Genomic DNA, 21,267 nt, shown 5'->3' with positions numbered 1-21,267 from the left:
GAGAATGGGCGGATGCTCGATGACATCGTCCGATACCTGCGCTGTCCCGTCTGCGGTGAGGACGTCGTGTCGGCGGGCGGCGCCCTGCGGTGCGGGCAGGGGCACTCCTTCGACGTCGCCAGGCAGGGGTACGTGAGCCTGCTCGTCGGCTCGCGGCCGCCCGGCACGGCCGACACGGCGGCGATGGTGGCGGCCCGCGCGGCGTTCCTCGAGGCCGGGCACTACGCGCCGCTGGCCGGTGCCGTGGCTCGTGCCGTGGCTCGTGCCGTGGCTCGCGCCGTGCGCGAGCGGGCCGGGCAGGAGACCGCTCCAACCGAACGTGAATCGTCCACCGATTCCGGGGACGGCGCGGGGATGAGGGCGTACCGTGGGGCGGGAGCGCCGGTGGTCGTCGATGCGGGCGCGGGCACGGGCTACTACCTGGCGGCCGTGCTGGACACCGTCCCGAGGGCCGTCGGCATCGCGTTCGATGTGTCCAAGCACGCCGTGCGGCGGGCCGCGCGGGCGCATCCGCGGGCCGGGGCGCTGGTCGCCGACGTGTGGCGGCCGCTCCCGATCAGGTCCGGCGTGGCCGACGTGGTGATCGACGTGTTCGCCCCGAGGAACGGGCCGGAGTTCCTGCGCGTCCTGCGTCCCGGCGGGGCGCTCGTGGTGGTCACGCCCGCGAGGGCCCACCTGAGCCCGCTGGTGGAGGAGCTCGGGCTGCTCTCCGTCGACGAGGAGAAGGAGCGCCGGGTGGCGCGCAGCCTGCAGGGGTTCGCCGAGGTGGACCGGAGGACGGTCGAGTTCGACATGGAGCTGGAACATGACGAGATCGCCGAGGTGGTGCAGATGGGACCGAGCGCGTGGCACACGGACTCGGCCGCTCTTGACGAGCGAATCGGGAGATTTCTATCCCACAATGTCGCGAAAAGACAGGAAAAAGTAGCAGTGCAGGCTGCCTTCCACCTGTCTATCTTCGAATCAACGCCTTGATCAAGGTTGTTCCTTGACTGGTGTACGCGACTGGTGTTACTGATGGGGCATTTAGTCCCGAAATTCCCCCACATTCTTCGGGTATTTCCCCGACACAGGCGCAATACTGGACGGCGACCCACGCCCCGACGCGTGGGGCTACACAGGGAGGGGGCGCGCCGGATGAAGGCGGAGGAACGCTGGCAGGCCAGGTTCCGCGCGTCGCGCACCACGCTGCCGTCGTGGGCACGTCAGGCCCCGAACCGCTCCATCTACCGCTCCAACGCCACCGGCACCTGGGAGGTCTACGCCTGGGACCGTGCCAGCGGCGTCACCCGCCAGGTCACCCACCGGCCCAAGGGCACCGCCCACGCCGCCCTCGATCCCACCGGCCAGTGGATCTACTGGTTCGCCGACACCGACGGCGACGAGTTCGGCGTCTGGTGGCGCCAGCCGTTCACCGGCGGCCCCGACGAACTCGTGGCCCCCGGCCTCGCGCCCGGCCAGCCCGGCGGCCTCTCGCTGTCGGCCACCGGCCTCGCCGCCATCAGCCTCGCCGCCGACGGCGTGTTCACCATCCACCTGGTACGCCCCGGCGAGCCGCCCCTGCTGCTGTACGAGAACGCCGAGGCCGCCTGGGTCGCCGACATGTCGCTCGACGGCCAGCTCATCGCCATCAACCACGGCGAGTACGGCGACTTCCGCCACCCCGCGCTCCGCGTCGTCAGGCCGTCCGGCGAGACCGTCGGCGAGCTGCACGACGGCCCCGGCAAGGGCGTGCTCGGCCTCGGCTTCGCCCCCGTCGCCGGCGACCGCCGCCTGCTGGCCCTGCACGAGCGCCGGCACCGGCAGGAGCCGCTGGTCTGGGACCCCGTCACCGGCGAGCAGCGCGAGATCTGGCTCAAGGACCCTGGCGAGCTGTCCGCCGAGTGGTACCACGACGGCCGCGGCCTGCTGATCCTGCGCGACGACCGCGCCCGCAGCCACCTGCACCGCTACGACCTGGCCGGCGGCGTACTGAGCCGCATCGAGACCCCGCACGGCGTGATCGACGCGGCCGCGCCCCGCCCCGGCGGCCACGTCGAGTACTCCTGGTCCAGCGCCTCCCGCCCGCCCGTCATCAGGTCGAGCAACGGCCAGGTCGTGCTCAACTCCCCCGGGCCGCCCGCGCCGCCCAGCGTCCCCGTCGAGGACCTCGACGTCGAGGGCCCCGGCGGGCGCATCCACGCGCTGCTGTCCAGGCCCGAAACGGGGCACGCGCCCTTCCCCGCCGTCTTCCTGCTGCACGGCGGCCCCAACACCCACGACCGCGACGCCTTCTCCCCCGAGGTGGCCGCCTGGGTCGACGCCGGGTTCGCCGTCGTACGGGTCAACTACCGGGGCTCGTCCGGCTACGGCTCGGCCTGGCGCGACGCGCTGCACGGCGACGTCGGCCACATCGAGCTGGCCGACGTGGCCGCCGTGCGGGAGCGGCTGGTCGAGCGCGGCGTCGCCGACCCGGCCAGGACCGTCATCGCGGGCACCGCCTGGGGCGGGTTCCTCACGCTGCTCGGCCTCGGCACCCAGCCCGACGTGTGGGCCGCCGGCATCGCCGCCGTGCCCATCGCCTGCCACCAGACGTCGTACGAGGACGAGGCCGAGAGCCTGCGCGCCTACCACCGGGCCCTGTTCGGCGGCTCCGCCGACGAGCAGCCCGACCGCTACGCGGCCAGCTCCCCCATCACGTACGTGGACCAGGTGAAGAGCCCCGTGCTGATCCTCGCGGGCGAGAACGACACCCGCTGCCCGCTGCGGCAGATCGAGAAGTACGTCGCCAGGCTGGCCGAGCACGGGCGCGAGCACGAGGTCTACACCTACGACGCGATCCGCGGGTCGCACGTCGTGTCCGAGCGCATCGCGCAGATCGAGGTGCAGCTCGACTTCGCCCGCAAGCACTGCGGCCTCCCCCTGCGCCCCGCCCCCCACTGACGCCCGCGGGGTCAGCGGGCGCGGCTCGTGCCGGGAGGGGTGAGCGGGCGGCGGCTTGTGCCGGCGGGGCGTCAGCGGGCGCGGAGCACGAGGATGGCCAGGTCGTCGGCGCTGGGCTCGGCCGCGAACTCGGCCGCGCTCCTGCGGATGCGCTCGGCCACCGCGCGGGCCGACAGCCCCGCGCACTCCGACAGGAGCTTGGCCAGGCCGCCGTCGTCGTCGAGCAGGCGCCCGGCCGAGCGCCGCTCGGTCACGCCGTCGGTCACGGCCAGCAGCACGTCGCCGTGGTCGAGGTGAATGGTGTCGGTGTCGTACGAGACCTCGTGGAAGACGCCCAGCAGCGACTGCGGCGTCGTCACCGCCTCCACCTCGCCCGTGGGCCGCAGCCGGAGCGCCTCCGGGTGCCCGGCCGAGACGAGCCGCACCTCCAGCCCGGTCTCCACCGGGGTGATGTCGCCGTGGAGCAGCGTCAGGAACCTGGCCCGCTCGCCCTCCTCCAGGATCGCCTGGTTGAGCCTGCCGACCACCGCGGCGACGCCGTAGCCCTCGCGGGCGAGCAGCCGCAGCGTGTGCCTGGCCAGGCCGGTCACGGCCGCCGCCTCCGGGCCGGTGCCGCACACGTCGCCGATCGCGAAGCGCCAGCAGTCGTCGCCCGCCTTGAACAGGTCGTAGAAGTCGCCGCCGACCTCGTTCACCTCGCCGGCCGGCTCGTAGATGACGCCGTAGTCGAGCCCCGGGACCTCCGGCTCGTTCGGAGGCAGCAGGCTGCGCTGCAGCGCCCGGTTGGCGGCGGCCTGCTGGGCGTACAGACGGGCGTTGTCCATGGCGAGCGCGGCCCGCCTGGCGATGTCCTCGGCGAACTGGATGACGTCGTCGGGGAAGCGGTCGGGCCTGCCGAGGCACATCAGGCCGAGGCTGCGCCCGCGTGCGACCAGCGGCACGGCCAGCACCTGCGAGTCGGCGACGTGCGCCAGCGACGTGGTGCGCGTCTCGGCGTCGCCGATCTCGACCTCGGACAGGCGCTCACGCAGGCCGTCGATCCTGGCCTCGTCGGCGTGCCAGAGGTAGACCAGGCGCAGCGGGCCGACGTCGCTGTCGGAGGTGTAGACGGCGCACCAGTTCGACAGCCTGGGCACGACGATCTGGGCGATGATGGCGGGCACCATGTCGGGGTCGAGCGTGCCGGCGAGCAGGTCACTGGCGTCGGCGAGGAAGCCCAGCCAGTGCGGCCCCCTGGCGGTCTCCTCCATCCATTCCTGTGTGACCTGCTCGGTCGAGCCAGGTAGCGTGAGTCTTGCCCAATGGACATGGGAATCGCCGGTGAAGGTGACTCCCCATTCCTCTACTGTCGTGGAAGGAGCTTTCGGATCCCTGTGGGAGGTGCCGCGCTGCCGCAGCTCCACCTGAACAGCGGTGCCAAAATGCTTCCAAATAACCTCAAAAGGCTGGTCCGTGACCTGCTCCGCCAGATCCGCCGCGACCTGTTCCGCGGCATGCGTCACACTCCCGGTCGCCCACGCGGTCATCACCTCGCGGGTGAACCTCATCGCAGCGGTCACAGCGGTTTCACCAGGCGCGAACGTCGCGGCCAACACCGCTTGGGGAGTACCAGTCATCCTCCCGTGCCTACCACACTTCCCGTTGACTTGGGGTAAATCCAAGGACAGGACTACGAGCTACTGATCGTGACAGACTTGCATCACTCGCCGGAGCCAGCCGCGGGTGAAGGAGGCCCCATGACCACAGCCAAGGCCGCCGGTCCGGAGGAGCGGACGTACACCGAGTCCGATCTCGTCCCGATCCTGGAGACGCTGTTCTCCTGGCGCGACGGCGACTTCCGGCGAAGGGTGCCGCACGCGCCGCCGGGCATCCTCAGCGAGGTGCGGCTGCTGCTGAACGAGGTGGCCGACCGCCGCGAGCACCTCGCGAACGAGTTGGTGAGAGTACGCAAGGAAGTCGTGAAGGAGGGCCGCTTCGGCGAGCGGCTCACCCCCGGCCCCGGCGTCGGGGCCTGGGCCGAAGGCGTCGAGTCGGTCAACACGCTGATCGACGCGCTCGTCAGCCCGGTCACCGGCGCCGCCGACGTCATCGACGCGGTGGCCAAGGGCGACCTGTCGCGCCGCATCGACCTCGACAGGTCGGCGCGCGGCGAGGTGCGCCGCCTGGGCAAGGCCATCAACGGCATGGTCGACCAGCTCGCCCTGTTCACCTCCGAGGTCACCAGGGTGGCGCGCGAGGCCGGCACCGAGGGCCGGCTGGGCGGCGCGGCGAACCTGCGCGGCATGTCGGGAAGCTGGCGCGACCTGACCGAGGCCGTCAACACCATGTCGTCCCGCGTCGCCGCCCAGGTGCGCGACATCGCGGTCGTCACCACGGCCGTGGCGAAGGGCGACCTGAGCCGCAAGGTCACCGTCGACGCCGTCGGCGAGATGTTCGAGCTGAAGAACACCGTCAACACGATGGTCGACCAGCTCTCCGGCTTCGCCGAGGAGGTCACCCGCGTCGCTCGCGAGGTCGGCACAGAGGGGCAGCTCGGCGGCCAGGCGCAGGTCAGCGGCGTGTCGGGCGTGTGGAAGGACCTCACCGACAACGTCAACTTCATGGCCAACAACCTGACGTCCCAGGTACGCAGCATCGCGACCGTGGCGACGGCGGTGGCCAAGGGCGACCTGTCCAAGAAGATCACCGTCGACGCGCAGGGCGAGATCCTCGAACTCAAGGACACCCTGAACACGATGGTCGACCAGCTGTCGTCCTTCGCCGACGAGGTCACCCGCGTCGCCCGCGAGGTCGGCACCGAGGGCAAGCTCGGCGGCCGCGCCGAGGTCAAGGGCGTGTCGGGCGTCTGGAAGGACCTCACCGACAACGTCAACTCGATGGCCAACAACCTGACCTACCAGGTGCGCAACATCGCCCAGGTCACCACCGCCGTCGCCAACGGCGACCTCACCCGCAAGATCGACGTCGACGCCCAGGGCGAGATCCTCGAACTCAAGTCGACCATGAACACGATGGTCGAGCAGCTGTCGTCGTTCGCCTCCGAGGTCACCCGCGTCGCCCGCGAGGTCGGCACAGAGGGGCAGCTCGGCGGCCAGGCGCAGGTACGCGGCGTGTCCGGGGTCTGGAAGGACCTGACGGACAACGTCAACTCGATGGCCAACAACCTCACCTCGCAGGTGCGCCAGATCGCGGCGGTCTCCTCCGCCGTCGCCCAGGGCAACCTGTCCAAGAAGATCACGGTGGACGCGCAGGGCGAGATCCTGCAGCTCAAGGACACCCTGAACACGATGGTCGACCAGCTGTCGTCCTTCGCCGACGAGGTCACCCGCGTGGCCCGCGAGGTCGGCACCGAGGGCAAGCTCGGCGGCCAGGCCAGGGTGTCGGGCGTGTCGGGCGTCTGGAAGGACCTCACCGACAACGTCAACTCGATGGCCAACAACCTGACCTACCAGGTGCGCAACATCGCCCAGGTCACCACCGCCGTCGCCAACGGCGACCTCACCCGCAAGATCGACGTCGACGCCCAGGGCGAGATCCTCGAACTCAAGTCGACCATGAACACGATGGTCGAGCAGCTGTCGTCGTTCGCCTCCGAGGTCACCCGCGTCGCCCGCGAGGTCGGCTCCGAAGGCAGGCTCGGCGGCCAGGCCCGCGTCGAGGGCCTGGAAGGCACCTGGAAGCGGCTCACCGAGAGCGTCAACGAGCTGGCCGGCAACCTCACCACCCAGGTGCGCGCCATCGCCACCGTCACCAGCGCCGTCGCGCGCGGCGACCTGACCCGTTCCATCGCCGTCGAGGCGCAGGGCGAGCTGTCGGAGCTGAAGGACAACATCAACTCGATGGTGGCCAACCTCCGCGAGACCACCCAGGCCAACCAGGAACAGGACTGGCTCAAGTCCAACCTGGCCCGCATCTCCCGGCTCATGCAGGGCCACCGCGACCTGCTCGAAGTCGCCAAGCTCACCATGAGCGAGCTCACCCCGCTCGTGTCCGCCCGGTACGGCGCCTTCTACGGCATCGACCCCGAAGGCGACCATGAGCTGCAGCTCATCGGCGGCTACGGCGTCCGGCCCGGCAAGGGCCCGCGCCAGCGGTTCGCCATTGGCGAGGGCATCGTCGGCCAGGCCGCCGCCGAAGGCCGCCCCATCATCCTCGACGAGGTGCCGCCCGGCTTCATCACGATCGACAGCGGGCTCAGCCAGTCCACGCCCGCGCAGATCGTCGTCCTGCCCATCCTGTTCGAGAACCGCGTCCTCGGCGTGCTGGAGCTCGCCTCCTTCACCAAGTTCGGCGAGGTGCACCTCGACTTCCTGACGCAGCTCGTCGAGACCATCGGCGTCACCATGAACACCATCATGGCCAACTCGCGCACCGAGGACCTCCTCACCGAGTCCCAGCGGCTCACCCGCGAGCTCCAGGAGCGTTCCGACGAGCTGCAGCGGCAGCAGGAGGAACTGCGCAGGTCCAACGCCGAACTGGAGGACAAGGCCGCGCTGCTCGCCAAGCAGAACCGGGCCATCGAGATCCAGAACTTCCAGATCGAGCAGGCCCGCCGCACCCTGGAGGAGCGCGCGGAACAGCTCGCCGTGTCCTCCCGGTACAAGTCCGAGTTCCTGGCGAACATGTCGCACGAGCTGCGCACGCCGCTCAACAGCCTCCTCGTGCTCGCCAAGCTGCTCACCGAGAACGCCGAGGGGAACCTGACCTCGCAGCAGGTCGAGTTCGCCCGCACCATCCACGGCGCCGGGTCCGCCCTGCTCCAGCTCATCAACGACATGCTCGACCATTCCAAGGTCGAGGCCGGCCGGATGGACATCCACCCCATCCAGATGTCGCTGTCCAAGATGCTCGAACTGCTGGAAGCCTCGTTCGCGCCACTCGCGCAGGACAAGGGGCTGACGTTCGGCGTCGAGATCGACCCCGGCGTCCCCCAGGAGCTGCGCGCCGACGAGCAGCGCCTGCAGCAGGTGCTGCGCAACCTGCTGTCCAACGCCGTGAAGTTCACGCCGAAGGGCGAGGTGAAGCTGCGGGTCGTCCCGGCGCCGCCCGGCGTCTCCTTCGGCGACGACAGCCTCTACCAGGCGCCCGACCTGCTGGCGTTCCAGGTCATCGACACCGGCATCGGCATCGCGCCCGACAAGCGCGAGGTCATCTTCGAGGCGTTCAGGCAGGCCGACGGCACCACCAGCCGCAAGTACGGCGGCACCGGCCTCGGCCTCGCCATCTGCCGCGACATCGCGCGCCTGCTCGGCGGCGAGATCCACGTCGACAGCGAGGTCGGCAAGGGCAGCACGTTCACGCTGTACCTGCCCGCCGCCTACACCGGGCCGCTCGGCGCCCTCGACGGACGCAGACCTCTCGTGTCGGCCCCCGAGGAGCCCGCCAGCACCGCGCCCGAGCCGCCCGTGCCGCTCGACCTGCCCCTGCCCGAACTCGTCGAGACCCCGGCCGAAGTCGCCCAGTGGCAGGGCGACGACCCGCTCGACGGAGCCAAGATCCTCATCGTCGACGACGACATCCGCAACGTCTTCGCGCTGACCAGCGTCCTCGAACGGCACGGCGCCACCGTCGTCTACGCCGAGAACGGGCGCGAAGGCATCGAACAGCTCGAAAGGAACGAGGACGTCGCACTCGTCCTCATGGACATCATGATGCCGGAGATGGACGGCTGGGCCACCACCTCGGCCATCCGCCGCATGCCGCAGTTCGCCGACCTCCCGATCATCGCGCTCACCGCGAAGGTGATGCAGGGTGACCGGGAGAAGAGCATCGCCTCCGGCGCGTCCGACTACGTGCCGAAGCCGGTCGACGTCGACCGCCTGCTCGAACGGCTGCGCGGCTGGCTCAGCCGAGGCCGGGGCGGCGCCGGCTCCGGCTCGCCCACAGAAGGGTCGTGATCCATGGCCGACCGCGCCAAGATCCTCCTGGTCGACGACCGGGAAGAGAACCTCATCGCCCTCGAGGCCATCCTCAGCTCGCTGGACCTGGTGCCCGTACGCGCCAGGTCCGGCGAGGAGGCGCTCAAGGCGCTGCTCAACACCGAGTTCGCGCTCATCCTGCTCGACGTGCGCATGCCCGGCATGGACGGCTTCGAGACCGCCGCCCACATCAAACGGCGCGAACGCACCAAGAACATCCCGATCATCTTCCTGACGGTCGTCGACAGCGCCCCCGACTACGCCTTCCGCGGCTACGCGGCCGGCGCCGTCGACTACCTCACCAAGCCGTTCGACCCGTGGGTGCTGCGGGCCAAGGTGTCGGTGTTCGCCGAGCTGTACACGATGAACAAGCGGCTGGCGGAGCAGGCGTCCATGCTGCGCGACCGGCTCAACACCGAACTACCGCCCGGGGCGGGCGACCAGTCGTCCATCCTGCCGGAGCTGTCACGCCGGCTCACCGCCGTCGAGGACGAACTGGCCCGGGTGAAGGAACTGGCCCGCAAGTCACAGGACCCGGCGCTCTCGGCCCCCCTCACCGACCTCACGGAACGCCTCTCCCACCTCCGCGCCGGCTTCGACGCCCTCTCCTGACCCAACCCCCCGCCACACCAACGCCCCCCACCCGGTACGAAAGCCAGCCGCAGCCCACTGACGCCCCCACCCACAACCCCCGTCCACCGCCACCCCTGACCGGACCATGCCCCCCGCCCAACCGGAACCGAAATCCAACGCACCGCACTGCCACCACCCGACCGGTCCAGGACGCCACACATGACCGCTGACGCCCCCCGACCGGTACGAGACGCCCGCCACCGCCGCTGACACCACCCAACCGGTGCGGTAGGCCCGATGTGGCGCGCTGGTGCCGCAGGGTCGGTGCGGGAGGTCCGATGTGATGGCGTCGCCTGGCCGGCCTCGATCCCGGTCAGGGGTTCGGTGCAGGTGAGGGCATGTGCCGGGCCGCTTTGCGAGGCGCTGAGCGCAGGTCAGGGGCGTGTGCTGGTGCGGCGGTTACGAACGAGGCGCTGGGCGGGGGTCAGGGCATGGGGACGTACAGCAGTTCATCGGCGCGGGGCCGGGTGGGGCACTGCCTCAGGGTGGCGCCTCCGTCATGGTGACGGAGCCCGGCGGCCTGCTCAGCGAGAAACGGCGGACGGGGTCAGTGGCGGGCGCGTTCGAGGGCGTCCCAGAAGCCGCGCCGCAGGGCGTGGCGGACCTCGTCGTGCAGCAGGAAGTCGATCGGCAGCGACGAGCCCTGCAGCAGGCGCGCCTCCAGGTCGGACGGCATGCGCGGCTTGCGCGCCAGCACCGCTTCCAGCCAGAGCGCCGGCGCGTCGCGCGCCACGGACTCCCCGAAGTCGTGCCCTTCCCGGTGCGCGGCCTTCACCGCGTCGGCCAGGGTGGTGGCGCCCGAGGTGGCGGCGGGCGGCGGTGAGACGGGGGCGGGCTGTGGCCCGGTGTACGGCCCGAGCTGCGCCGACGAGTACGCCCCGCTGCCCGACGACGAGATCTGATACCCGCCGCTCCCCGGCTGTGGGACCTGGTAGCCACCGCTCCCGGACTGCGGCGACTGGTACGTCCCGTTCCCCGACTGCCCGGACTGGTACGCCCCGCTTCCGGACGGGGAGACCTGGTACCCCCCGCTCCCGGACTGCACCGCGAACTGCCCCGTGCTCGGCGACCCCGACGACGAGCCCGAGGACCCCGACGACGACCCGCTCTGAACAGGCCCTGTCACGGGAGCCGACGACGGCGAGGAGCCCGACGGCTGGTCGGCCTGGTAACCGGAGTAGGAGGGCAACGCGGGCGGCGTGGACGACGAGCCCAGCCCGGACGTCACCGACATGTCGGACGACGGCGTCTGGCCCTGCCCCGCGCTGTGACTGCCCTGGCTCTGCCCCGCGCTGTGGCTGCCGCCGGCGTGGCTGCCGCTGCGACTGCCCGCGTGGCTCCCGCTGTGCGCGCCCCCGGCGGAGCCGCTGTGCGTTCCACCGTGCCCCTGCGACGACGAGGACAACGACGAAGGAGACGCCGAGGACGGGGAGGAGGACGAGTCCGGGGACGAGGAGGCCGAGGACGACGACGGAGCGGCGTGGCTCCCGCCGCCCGACGACGCAGCCGCAGGCAGCGACCCCGGCAACGAACTGGGCAGCGAGTTCTGCGGCGAACCAGGCAACGAACTCGGCAGCGAGCTCGGCAGCGAACTCGGCAGGGAGTTCGGCAGGGAGTTCGGCAGGGAGGAGCCCGGCAGCGACGGCGACCCCGAGATCATCGGCGTCGAGGACGACGCCGGGGGCAGGGAGTGGGTGGCGTGCCCGTTGCTGACGGGTTGGCGTGCGTTCGACGGGTCGGCCGCGCCCGACACCAGGCTGACGTATGGACGCAGATGCGTGCCGCCCAGCTCGACCAGGTCGTCGCACTCCTGCCGAAGTGTGCGCGACGCCGCCCAGGTGTCGTCGGAGGCGATGTTGACGACGGTGACGCGGATGCCGAGGTCCTGGGCGTCGCAGACCACCTGGGCGAGGTCCTCGTCGCCGCTCACCACGACCGCGTCGCAGATGGCGTTGTTGCGGGCCAGCGTCATGAGGTCGCGGTGCACCTGCGCGTCGACGCCCTCGCGCCGTCCGGGACGGATGCGGGAGAGCCGCAGCTTGAGGCCGGGGAGGTCGGCCAGCGCGTCGTGTTCGGGGGTGCGGCGGCCTTCGACGGTGGCCTCGTACCAGTAGCAGCGCAGCAGCGGCAGGCCGGTGCGCTCGCGGGAGACGTCGCTCATGAGCTGGAGCAGACCTGGATAGTCCCAGGAGACGGCCTCGCGATGACGAGTGCCGTGCACGGCCATCGCCCCGTCCGCCAGCAGATAGCCAGCGTCCACGAACAGCGCACAGCGATCCACTGAACCGCCCCTTTCCTGGTGGTCCGACCTTGCTGGCTCTGCACCGTCAGAGACCGGACTCGGCGGCCCTCTCTCAGGGTAATGAAAGCAGGTGATCGCGCGAGGGTTAATCCTGACGATTCGACCCCCGCCCGCCGCCACGCCGGACCATTCACGCGAACCGTACCATTTCGGAGTAAATCGGATCATGAACGTGCCCGCACGCTGACCGCCGCCACGCCGACGAGGACGACGTCCTTGTCCGTCGTGATCGTGAGGGCCGGATCGTCGCCCAGCTCGGCCACCAGCGTGTCCACGTCCACGCCGGGAGTCATCTCCGTCGCCCCGTTCGAGGAGCCGTCGAAGACGTTCCCCGGGTCGCGGTCGCCGCCCAGCGGCGTGAGCGCGACCCCGCCCGCCGACACCTGGTCGTCCTTGATGTCGGCGTCGCCCTCCCAGGTCACCAGCTCGATCCTGGCGGGCGACGCGGCAGGGGCGAGACCGTCGAGCGGGATGCGCGCCGGTCCGGCCTCCCCGCCGACCACGGTCGCCGCGTCGAGCACCATCGCCCGGCTGTAAGGAAGCCCGGGATCGGTGGTGACCACCACCAGGCTCCAGCCCGCGTACCGTCCCACGCCCTCCGCCAGCGGCGCGTCCGCCACCCACCACGTACCGCTCTTACGCGCGGCCGACACCATCGCCGTGACGTCGGCGAACGCCTGGTACACCGGCACCGACGCCAGCTGGTGCCCCGTCACCTGCTGCGACTGCACCATGACGTACTTGCTGCGCCCCGGCGGCCTGACCATGATCGACCCGCCGGACGTGCCAGCCGCCGACCAGTACAGCCCGGCCCACACGATCTCGCCCTTCGCGGGCAGCGCGAGCACCGCCGAACTGGACGCCCGTGTGCTCCGCACCTTGTCCCCGTCGAACGCCGCCATCGGCCACAGGTCGTTGTCGCGCTGGATCCCCTCGCGCCGCCTCGCCTCCGCGCACCCGGCGCTCGCCGCAGGGCAGCTCAACAGCGAACCGCCGATCGCCCTCACGTCCACTCTCCCCTCGGTGGCGAACCTCGCCGGCGACCCGTCCGTACGCACCCCCTCCTGAGCGCGCGCGCTGACCCGGAGGGAACCGGACCCGACCCGTACGGACGGGCCTGCCGCGCGCGGCGCCTCGGCCGAGACCACGACCCGCAGGAACACGGCGGTGGACTCACCCGGCTGAAGCGCCGCCCGGCCGCACCGCGCACCCACGTCGACGGGCCGGCACACCCACCCGTCGGCATCCCCCACCGCCTCCAGCAAGGGCACCCCGGCCCCCGCGACCCCCCGCCCGGCCGCCAGCCCACGCACACCCCGCCCAAGGCCGGCGGCCCGAACACTCCCACCCGAGTCAGCCCGCCAGTCGCCAGACTGAACAAACGCCTTGTCCCCACCCAGACCCGACTGAGCAGACCCACCATTCCCGCCCAGACCCAACCGAGCAGACGCCCCGTCCCCACCCAGACCCGACTGCGCGGACCCACCGTTCCCGCCCAGACCCGACTGGGCGGAGAAGGCGACAGGGTGGGCGAACCGGCTCTTTCCACCCGGGACGGCCTCCGAGGCCGCCCGCTGGACTGCCGCGCCGTTCCCGCTCAGGCCCGGCTCAGGGGAGGAGGACATCGAACGAGCCCAGGGCGCGAGGCTTGCCGAGGCGGCGCCTTCGCCCTGATCCGACTGGCCGACTGTCGGGCGGGCGCGGCTCGCCCACTCCGCGGGCCCGCTGCGTCCACCTGAGCCTGACTGGAAAGCCGCAGGCTGGGGTCGTGTCCCTGGCTGCTGGACCGGTGTGACGCCGGGCGGCAGGTCGATGACGGCGTCCAGTTCCTCGGAGGGGCCCTTGCCGTCGTTGCGCAGCCGCATGCCGACGATGCCGGGACGCCCGCCCACCAGCGCACCGACCGCCTCGATCGACGCGTGCAGGCGCGGCTTGCCCGCCTTCTTCTTCCTGGACGGCGCGGGGACGCGCATGGGTTCCTCGGCCGGTGGCGGCGACGTCAGGTGCGCCGGGGCGGGCCCCTCGTCGGCCATCCCGCGAAGCGGCTGCATCACCGGCAGCTCCCCCGGGGCCAGGACGATCGCGGCAGCCACGCCAGCGGCAAGCGCCGTGGCCCCAACCAGCACGGTGCGATAGCGCCGCGCCCGCCGCCCAGAGTCAGGAGGTATCGCACCACCACCGGGCGGCATCCCGGCACCACCACCGGGCGGCATCCCGGCACCACCAGGTGGCCTTCCAGCACCCCCACCTGGCGGCGTCCCAGCACCACCAGGCGGCATCTCAGCACCACCCGGCGGCATCCCAACACCCCCACCTGGCGGCGTCCCAGCACCACCAGCGGGCGGCATCCCGGCGCCAGCAGGGGGCGTCCCTGCGGCGCCGCCAGGCGGCATCCCGGCACCTCCGCCTGACGGCGTGTCCGCGCCGGCGCTCTCGACGGGGAAGCCCCGGCCGCTCCCACCAGTACCTTCCGTGCTTCCGCCAGATTCGCCGACACTAGCGACACTTCCGACAGATCCGCTGAGACCTCGCGCACTTCCGAGAGATCCGCTGAAGCCTCGCGCACTTGCGACAGATCCGCCGGCATCTGCAGCGCTCCTGCCGATCCCGCTCACGCCATCGCCGCTTCTCTCTTCGCCGCCTACACCTCCGACGCTCCAGCCGTATCCGATGGCCTCTGGGGCGCTTCCTCCCGGTTGAGAGTCGGCACTACCGCCGTGAAGGTGGCCCACCGGGTCGGCGTACGGTCCGTCGGGAGCGCTGCGGTTGGGCACGTCGGGTGCGCTGCCGTGAGGCGCGCCTGCCATGCCGGTGGAGGCGTCCCACCTGGGCGAAGGGTTGGTGTCGTAGCCGGGCGGAACCGCCTCCCAGCCGGACGGCTCATACGGTCTGTACGGCCTGTCGACTCCGCCGTACTGGGAAGCGACGCCCCAGCTTGGCGCGCCTGCACCGTTCCAGCCGGACGGCTCGTCGGCGCTGTCCCCTCTGGACGGCTCGGTGCTGCCGTCCCAACTGGACGGCTCCGTGGTGCCGTCCCATCTGGAGGGCTCGGTGTTGTCCCAGTGCGGCTGGGCGGTGACTCCGGTGCCCGGAGGAGGGGTGTGTGGGTCTGGGTGCTGGACGGTGCCGTCGTTGGTCCAGGAGGAGCCCCGATGGTGCTCCGTCATGTGGTGGGTGGGTCGGTCCAAGAGGTGGTCGGTGGTGGGGCCAGGGGACGAGACGTCGCAGCCGTACGGCTGGGCTGCGCCGACCGACTGGGAGGGGACATGCCGACTGGGAGGCTCGCTGGTGGCGTGGTCGGGGTGAGGGTCCTCCCAGCCTGAAGGTTGGCTGGGGTTGGGGAACGGGCTGGGGGTTTGGGGTGTGCTGGGGTGGTTGGCGTTCCGGTCGGTGGCGGCTGGGTTTTGGTGGGGCGAGCCCGGAGTGTCGTGACTGCGCAGGTGAGGGACGTCTGTGGGCTCTGGGTGGAGGTGGATGGCGGGCGGCTGTGGGTTTGCCTGCGTGTCGGGCCTGGGCTCGGCACGCGCGGTTACGGCGGGGAAGGGCGGCTCGGGCTTGGGGTGGGGGGTGGTGGGGTCTGGTTGGGCGGCGGGTTTGCGGGGGCGGAGAGTTTTGAGGCGGGACAGGCGGGAGGGGGTGGGTTGGTGTTCTGGGTCGTTGTTGTCGGGCTGTGATGGGGGAGGCGTGGTCGTGTCGGCGCCTGTGCCCGCACGACGGCTCATGTCGCTGGGGTCTCCCGCGCGGTCTTCCGCATGGGTGCGGGAGCGTCTCGGGGGTTTGGTGGGCTTTCCCGATGCGGCCTCGGGGGTGGGCCGGGCGGTGAGGGTGGCCAGGTAAGCGGGGTAGGCCGGGCCGGCGATCAAGGGGCCCACCACCTGGTGGAGGCCGCTGTCGAGGTCGGTGAGGTCGAGCAGGACCGTGCGGCACTCCTCGCAGGTGGCCGCGTGCTCGTCCACGGCACGGGAGTCGCGCTTGGGGAGGCTGCCCCGTACGTACGCGCACATCTCGCCCAGCACGGTGCGGCAGCCGAGGCAGGGGCCGGTGGCGAGGTGGCGGTGGACGTACGCCTGGCGGAGCCCTTCGCGCGCCCGGTAGGCGAGCGCGGCGACGCCGTTGGGCGGCAGGCCGAACAGCGGGGCGACGTCGGGGGGCTGGGCGCGTTCGAGGACGGTGTGCCAGAGCACGGCCTGCCACCGTTCGGGCAGCAGCAGGTATGCCCTGGCCGTCAGGGTGTGCTCCAGCCCGGCGAGGGACGGGTCGACGAGGGGCGCCCCGGGGTCGTGGAGAGCCTCGTGCCCCCGGACGGGAAGCCCCGGCTGCCTCGCGGTGGCCTCCCCGCCGCTCAGGCCCGGCGGGGCCTGGTGGAAGGAGGGGCCGACGTGGAGGCGGGTGTCGATCGTGCGGCGTACGGCGGTGAGGAGGTAGGCGCGGAACGCGGACTCCGGCCCTCCGCCCCTGCCGACCAGGTCGAGGATCCGGGTGAAGGCCTCGGCGGTGACGTCCTCGGCCTCGGGGACGCCGCCGACGAGTTGCGCGGCCAGCGCGCGGCCCGCCCGGACGTGGCGCCGGTGGAGCCGCCCCCAGGCGGCGGCGTCGCCCTGCCGGACGGCCTGGAGCAGGTCCGCATCGCTGTGCGGCGTTTCCACACTCATGGTTACCTCACGATTACGCAGTGTTGCCGAACGCAATCATTCCGCAGCCAGGCGGGTGACTAAACCGCGACCGCCTCTTTACGCGCCGAGCGATCAGGGTGCCTGCGGGCGGCCGGGGAGGGGGACCATAAGCTTGGGCGCATGACAGACCGCGACAACCTGCTGGCGGAGATCCAGAAGAAGGCCGTCGTCCACGGCAAGGTGACGCTCTCCTCGGGCCAGGAGGCCGACTTCTATCTCGACCTGCGGCGCATCACGCTCGACGGCGTCGCCGCGCCCCTCGTCGGCAGGGTGATGCTCGACCTGACGTCCGATCTCGACTTCGACGCCGTGGGCGGCCTGACGTTGGGCGCTGACCCGGTGGCGACGGCGATGCTGCACGCGGCGGCGGCGCGCGGCCGGGCGCTCGACGCGTTCGTGGTGCGCAAGGCGCAGAAGGCGCACGGCCTGCAGCGCAGGATCGAGGGCCCGGACGTGAAGGGCCGCCGGGTGCTGGCCGTGGAGGACACGTCCACGACGGGCTCCTCGCCGCTGACCGCCGTGGCGGCGCTCAGGGAGGCGGGGGCCGAGGTGGTGGCCGTGGCGACGATCGTCGACAGGGGCGCGGCGGCCAGGATGGCCGAGGAGGGGCTCGACTACCGCAGCGCGTTCACCCTGCGGGACCTCGGACTGTGAACGCCTCCCGCGCGCCCGGCCTGCCCTGGGCGCGCGGTTTGCCGTTCTCGGTGACGCGGACGGTGCCCGCGTCGCTGAGCACCACGTCGAGTTCGGGCTCGAAGTAGCTGACCTCCTCGCCCCTGCTCATGTCGCGGTACTGGAGCACGTCGCCGCCGGGCACCCGGACGGTGACGAGGGGGCAGACGTCGGCCACGCACTCGATGCGTACGGTCGCCACCTGGGCGGAGGCCGACGGCGTGCCGCCGGCGGAGACATGCTCGCGCCCGGCGGGGTCGGGTGTGTCGAGCGAGCCGATCAGCGCCCGCGCGCCGATGACCAGGAGCGTCACGAAGCCTCCGACCGCCAGGACGGCGAGCGCGAGGCGGGCGAGGCCCATCGGATCTGACCTGTGGCGTCCCACAGACGGCACTGTACCGGCTGGTAACCCCGGGGGGACGGTCAGTGCTGGGAGTCGGTACGGGACGGGAGCCTGTGGTGCTTGCCGGTGGGGGCGGGGACGTTCTTGCCGGCCCTGCGGGTCTTGATCACCTCGACGACGATGGGGATGATCGAGATGCCGACGATGAGGAAGACGCCCGGCAGGATGTACTTGTCGATCTGCTTCGGGTCGACCTTGCTGCCGAGGAAGTGGCCGATGAGCAGCATGCTCTCGACCCAGAGCAGGCCGCCGAGCACGTTGTAGAGGAAGAACCTGCGCGCGGGCATCTCGAGGACGCCGGCGACGGGGTTCATGAAGGTGCGGACGATCGGCACGAACCTGGCGATGATGACGGCGCGCGCGGGGCCGAACTTGTCGAAGTAGTGCTCGGCCTTCTCGACGTACTCGCGCTTGAACAGGCGGGAGTCGGGCTTGTCGAACAGCCTCCTGCCGGCCTTGGCCCCGATGAGGTGGCCGAGTTGGGCGCCCGCGATGGCGCACAGCGGGGTGCCGATGAGCAGCACGGGGAAGGACAGCGGCTCGATGCCGATCCCCTGCGCGGCCGCGGCGGAGCTGAAGATGCCCGCCGCGACGAGCAGCGAGTCACCGGGCAGGAAGAAGCCGATGAGCAGGCCGGTCTCGGCGAAGATGATGGCCAGGACCCCGATGGTCGCGAACGCGCCCAGGATGGTGAGCCACCAGGTGGGGTCCAGGAGGTTGGAAAGCCAGTCCACGGTGCGACTCTACCGTTAGGGATGCCCGCAGGCGGTACGCGTCGTCACTACCCCATTGGGTAGTGAGCCGGGGATACTGGGCTGGCGGGAAGCCGTACTTCTCAGGGAGATGACTCATGCCTATCGCGACGCCAGAGGTCTACGCCGAGATGCTCGACCGGGCCAAGGCCGGCGGGTTCGCCTATCCGGCGATCAACGTGACCTCGTCACAGACGTTGAACGCCGCGCTGCGCGGCTTCGCCGAGGCCGAGAGCGACGGCATCGTGCAGGTGTCCACCGGCGGCGCCGAGTTCCTCTCGGGGACGACGGTCAAGGACATGGTCACGGGTGCGACGGCGCTGGCCGAGTACGCGCGGATCGTCGCGGAGAAGTACCCCGTCACGGTGGCGCTGCACACCGACCACTGCCCGAAGGACAAGCTCGACGGCTACATGCGCCCGCTGATCGACATCTCGCTGGAGCGGGTGGCGAAGGGGCTCGACCCGCTGTTCCAGTCACACATGTGGGACGGCTCGGCGGTGCCGCTGGAGGAGAACCTGGAGATCGCCAAGGAGCTCCTGGAGAAGTGCGCCCGCGCCAGGATCATCATGGAGATGGAGATCGGCGTGGTCGGCGGCGAGGAGGACGGCGTCGTCGGCGAGATCAACGAGAAGCTGTACACGACGCCCGAGGACGCCCTGGCCACCGCCGAGGCGGTCGGCGTCGGCGAGCAGGGCCGCTACATGCTGGCGGCGACGTTCGGCAACGTGCACGGCGTCTACAAGCCGGGCCACGTCAAGCTGCGCCCGGGGGTGCTGAAGGAGATCCAGGACGCGGTCGGCGCCAAGTACGGCAAGGACAAGCCGTTCGACCTGGTCTTCCACGGCGGCTCCGGCTCGCTGCTGGAGGAGATCCACGAGGCCATCTCGTACGGCGTCGTCAAGATGAACGTCGACACCGACACGCAGTACGCCTTCACCAGGCCGATCGCCGACCACATGTTCCGCAACTACGACGGCGTGCTGAAGGTCGACGGCGAGGTCGGCAACAAGAAGACCTACGACCCCCGCTCGTACGGCAAGGCCGCGGAGGCCGGGATGGCGGCCCGCGTGGCGGAGGCGTGCGAACACCTCAAGTCCGCTGGGACGAAGATCTCCTAGCCACGTCGGCGGCCCGCCGGGTATGACTTGTCCTATGGATAACCTTCTCGCCGGGCCGCCCCCGACCTACCTGCCGGACCTGCCCGAGGCCAGGGAGGCGCTCGCGTCAGGAGCGAAGGCCGCCGACGTGGCGGCGCGCTTCCCTGCCTACCCGGCGGCGTGGGCCGCGCTGGCGGAGGAGTACTTCGCCCAGGGCCACGCCGTCACCTCCTACGCCTTCGCCCGCACCGGCTACCACCGGGGCCTCGACCAGTTGCGCCGCAACGGGTGGAAGGGCCACGGGCCCGTCCCGTGGGAGCACGAGCCGAACCGCGGCTTCCTGCGCTGCCTGTACGCGCTGTCGCGCGCGGCCCAGGCGATCGGCGAGAAGGACGAGGCCGAACGGTGCCTGCAGTTCCTCAAGGAGAGCACGGAAACCGGGTATGACGCGCTGACCACGGCTTAGGCCTTGGGACGAATGGGGATACTCGGGTAGTCTCTCTACGCAAGAGCCCCTGTCGCGCTTGCGCCAGGGGTTTCGTTTTGTGCTCGGGAGACTGAACCATGCCGGCTGCCGTTCTCGTTGGTGCCCAGTGGGGCGATGAGGGCAAGGGCAAGGCCACCGACCTGCTCGGTGGCGACGTCGACTACGTCGTCCGCTATCAGGGTGGCAACAACGCGGGTCACACCGTGGTCATCGGGGACCAGAAATACGCGCTGCACCTGCTTCCTACGGGGATCCTGTCGCCGGACGTCGTACCGGTCATCGGCAACGGCGTGGTCATCGACCCCGGCGTGCTGCTGAGCGAGATCGACGGGCTGGCCGAGCGGGGCATCTCCGCGGAGCGGCTGCTGATCTCGGCGAACGCGCATCTGATCATGCCGCACCACAAGGCCCTGGACAAGGTGACCGAGAGGTACCTCGGCAAGGCCAGGATCGGCACGACGGGACGGGGCATCGGCCCCGCGTACGGCGACAAGGTCTACCGCATGGGCGTGCGCGTCCAGGACCTCCTCGACCCCGGCATCCTGGCCAAGAAGATCGAGTCGGCGCTGACCGAGAAGAACCAGCTGCTGACCAAGGTCTACAACCGGCGCGGCATCGAGCCGGCGGCGGTGCTGGAGGAGTACCTGGGGTACGCCGAGCGGCTCAAGCCGCACATCGCCGACACCTCGCTGGTGCTGAGCAAGGCGCTGGACGAGGGCAAGTTCGTGCTGCTGGAGGGCGGGCAGGGGACGCTGCTCGACATCGACCACGGCACGTACCCGTTCGTCACGTCGTCGTCGCCGACGTCGGGCGGCGCGTGCGCCGGCTCGGGCATCCCGCCGACGCGCCTGACGAAGGTGATCGGCATCCTCAAGGCGTACACGACCAGGGTGGGGTCGGGGCCGTTCCCGACGGAGCTCACGGACGAGATGGGCGACTGGCTGCGCACGACGGGCGGCGAGTACGGCGTCACGACCGGCCGCAACCGCCGCTGCGGCTGGTTCGACGCGGTGATCGCCCGTTACGCGACACGGATCAACGGGGTCACGGACTTCTTCCTGACGAAGCTGGACGTCCTGTCGGGGCTGGAGCGCATCCCGGTGTGCGTGGCGTACGAGGTGGACGGCGTGCGGCACGACGAGATCCCGATGACGCAGACCGACTTCCACCACGCCAAGCCGGTCTACGAGGAGCTGCCCGGCTGGCGCGAGGACATCTCGAACGCCAAGTCGTTCGAGGACCTGCCGCCGAACGCGCAGGCGTACGTGCGGGCGCTGGAGGAGATGAGCGGGGCTCCGGTGTCGGCGATCGGCGTGGGTCCGGGCCGCGACCAGACCGTGGTGGTCCGCCCCCTCGTGTAGGGAACCGTCCAGGGCCTGTCTCGAAGTGTTGATCAACGGCGTGT

Annotated in this window: 14 protein-coding genes; 9 read left to right on the top strand and 5 right to left on the bottom strand. The window is 71.1% G+C overall.

Annotated elements, in window-relative coordinates; translation table 11 throughout:
• Positions 1-12 precede the first annotated feature (12 nt).
• Complete coding sequence (locus BMX74_RS12825; protein ID WP_091100404.1) at positions 13-975, top strand: putative RNA methyltransferase; 963 nt, start codon at positions 13-15, stop codon at positions 973-975.
• 162 nt (positions 976-1,137) lie between these two features.
• Positions 1,138-2,922, top strand: coding sequence for a S9 family peptidase (locus tag BMX74_RS12820; protein WP_055504490.1), 1,785 nt, complete (start codon positions 1,138-1,140; stop codon positions 2,920-2,922).
• A 71-nt stretch (positions 2,923-2,993) separates the two neighbouring features.
• Here BMX74_RS12820 and BMX74_RS12815 read toward each other — a convergent pair whose 3' ends face one another.
• Complete coding sequence (locus tag BMX74_RS12815) at positions 2,994-4,172, bottom strand: PP2C family protein-serine/threonine phosphatase (RefSeq protein ID WP_082535117.1); 1,179 nt, start codon at positions 4,170-4,172, stop codon at positions 2,994-2,996.
• 486 nt (positions 4,173-4,658) lie between these two features.
• On the opposite strand from BMX74_RS12815, the gene BMX74_RS12810 reads away from it, so the two are divergent.
• Both BMX74_RS12810 and BMX74_RS12805 read left to right on the top strand, forming a co-directional pair.
• On the top strand, positions 4,659-8,819 hold the full coding sequence (locus BMX74_RS12810) for a HAMP domain-containing protein (protein ID WP_055504488.1): 4,161 nt from the start codon (positions 4,659-4,661) through the stop codon (positions 8,817-8,819).
• 3 nt (positions 8,820-8,822) lie between these two features.
• Entirely contained in the window at positions 8,823-9,452 is a 630-nt protein-coding gene (locus BMX74_RS12805) for a response regulator (protein ID WP_055504487.1), read from the top strand.
• Positions 9,453-10,020: 568 nt separating this feature from the next.
• On the opposite strand, the gene BMX74_RS12800 is transcribed toward BMX74_RS12805, so the two are convergent.
• The gene (locus tag BMX74_RS12800) at positions 10,021-11,754 is read right to left on the bottom strand and encodes an NYN domain-containing protein (protein ID WP_055504486.1); all 1,734 of its coding nucleotides are present in this window, start codon (positions 11,752-11,754) and stop codon (positions 10,021-10,023) included.
• 185 nt (positions 11,755-11,939) lie between these two features.
• On the bottom strand, positions 11,940-12,653 hold the full coding sequence (locus BMX74_RS45535) for a hypothetical protein (RefSeq protein WP_256256923.1): 714 nt from the start codon (positions 12,651-12,653) through the stop codon (positions 11,940-11,942).
• A gap of 1 nt (position 12,654) precedes the next feature.
• Between BMX74_RS45535 and BMX74_RS45530 the strand changes: the two genes are divergently transcribed.
• Positions 12,655-12,843 carry a hypothetical protein gene (locus BMX74_RS45530; RefSeq protein WP_256256922.1) on the top strand — a complete coding sequence of 63 codons (189 nt, stop codon included), beginning with the start codon at positions 12,655-12,657 and terminating at the stop codon, positions 12,841-12,843.
• 3,725 nt (positions 12,844-16,568) lie between these two features.
• On the top strand, positions 16,569-17,102 hold the full coding sequence (pyrE, locus tag BMX74_RS12790; RefSeq protein WP_055504482.1) for an orotate phosphoribosyltransferase: 534 nt from the start codon (positions 16,569-16,571) through the stop codon (positions 17,100-17,102).
• Here the strand turns inward: pyrE and BMX74_RS12785 are convergent.
• Positions 17,077-17,505, bottom strand: a complete 429-nt coding sequence (locus BMX74_RS12785; RefSeq protein ID WP_143078636.1) for a hypothetical protein — start codon at positions 17,503-17,505, stop codon at positions 17,077-17,079. The two genes, pyrE and BMX74_RS12785, sit on opposite strands and share 26 nt — an antisense overlap.
• Before the next feature lie 38 nt (positions 17,506-17,543).
• On the bottom strand, positions 17,544-18,257 hold the full coding sequence (locus tag BMX74_RS12780; protein ID WP_055504480.1) for a DedA family protein: 714 nt from the start codon (positions 18,255-18,257) through the stop codon (positions 17,544-17,546).
• A 116-nt stretch (positions 18,258-18,373) separates the two neighbouring features.
• Between BMX74_RS12780 and fbaA the strand changes: the two genes are divergently transcribed.
• The 3 genes from fbaA (at position 18,374) to BMX74_RS12765 (ending at position 21,223) form a co-directional block, all read left to right on the top strand.
• Positions 18,374-19,396: a class II fructose-bisphosphate aldolase gene (gene fbaA / locus BMX74_RS12775; RefSeq protein WP_055504479.1), complete on the top strand. Its 1,023-nt coding sequence runs from the start codon at positions 18,374-18,376 to the stop codon at positions 19,394-19,396.
• Positions 19,397-19,430: 34 nt separating this feature from the next.
• Positions 19,431-19,841 (top strand): DUF3151 domain-containing protein, encoded by a 411-nt coding sequence (locus tag BMX74_RS12770; protein WP_091100400.1) that lies wholly within the window; start codon positions 19,431-19,433, stop codon positions 19,839-19,841.
• Positions 19,842-19,939: 98 nt separating this feature from the next.
• A complete protein-coding gene (locus BMX74_RS12765) occupies positions 19,940-21,223 on the top strand; it encodes an adenylosuccinate synthase (protein WP_055504477.1) in 1,284 nt (427 codons plus the stop codon).
• Positions 21,224-21,267 lie beyond the last annotated feature (44 nt).

The sequence above is a fragment of the Nonomuraea pusilla genome (assembly GCF_900109355.1).
GTDB classification, from domain to species: domain Bacteria; phylum Actinomycetota; class Actinomycetes; order Streptosporangiales; family Streptosporangiaceae; genus Nonomuraea; species Nonomuraea pusilla.
This window is presented reverse-complemented; position numbering and strand designations above follow the sequence as displayed.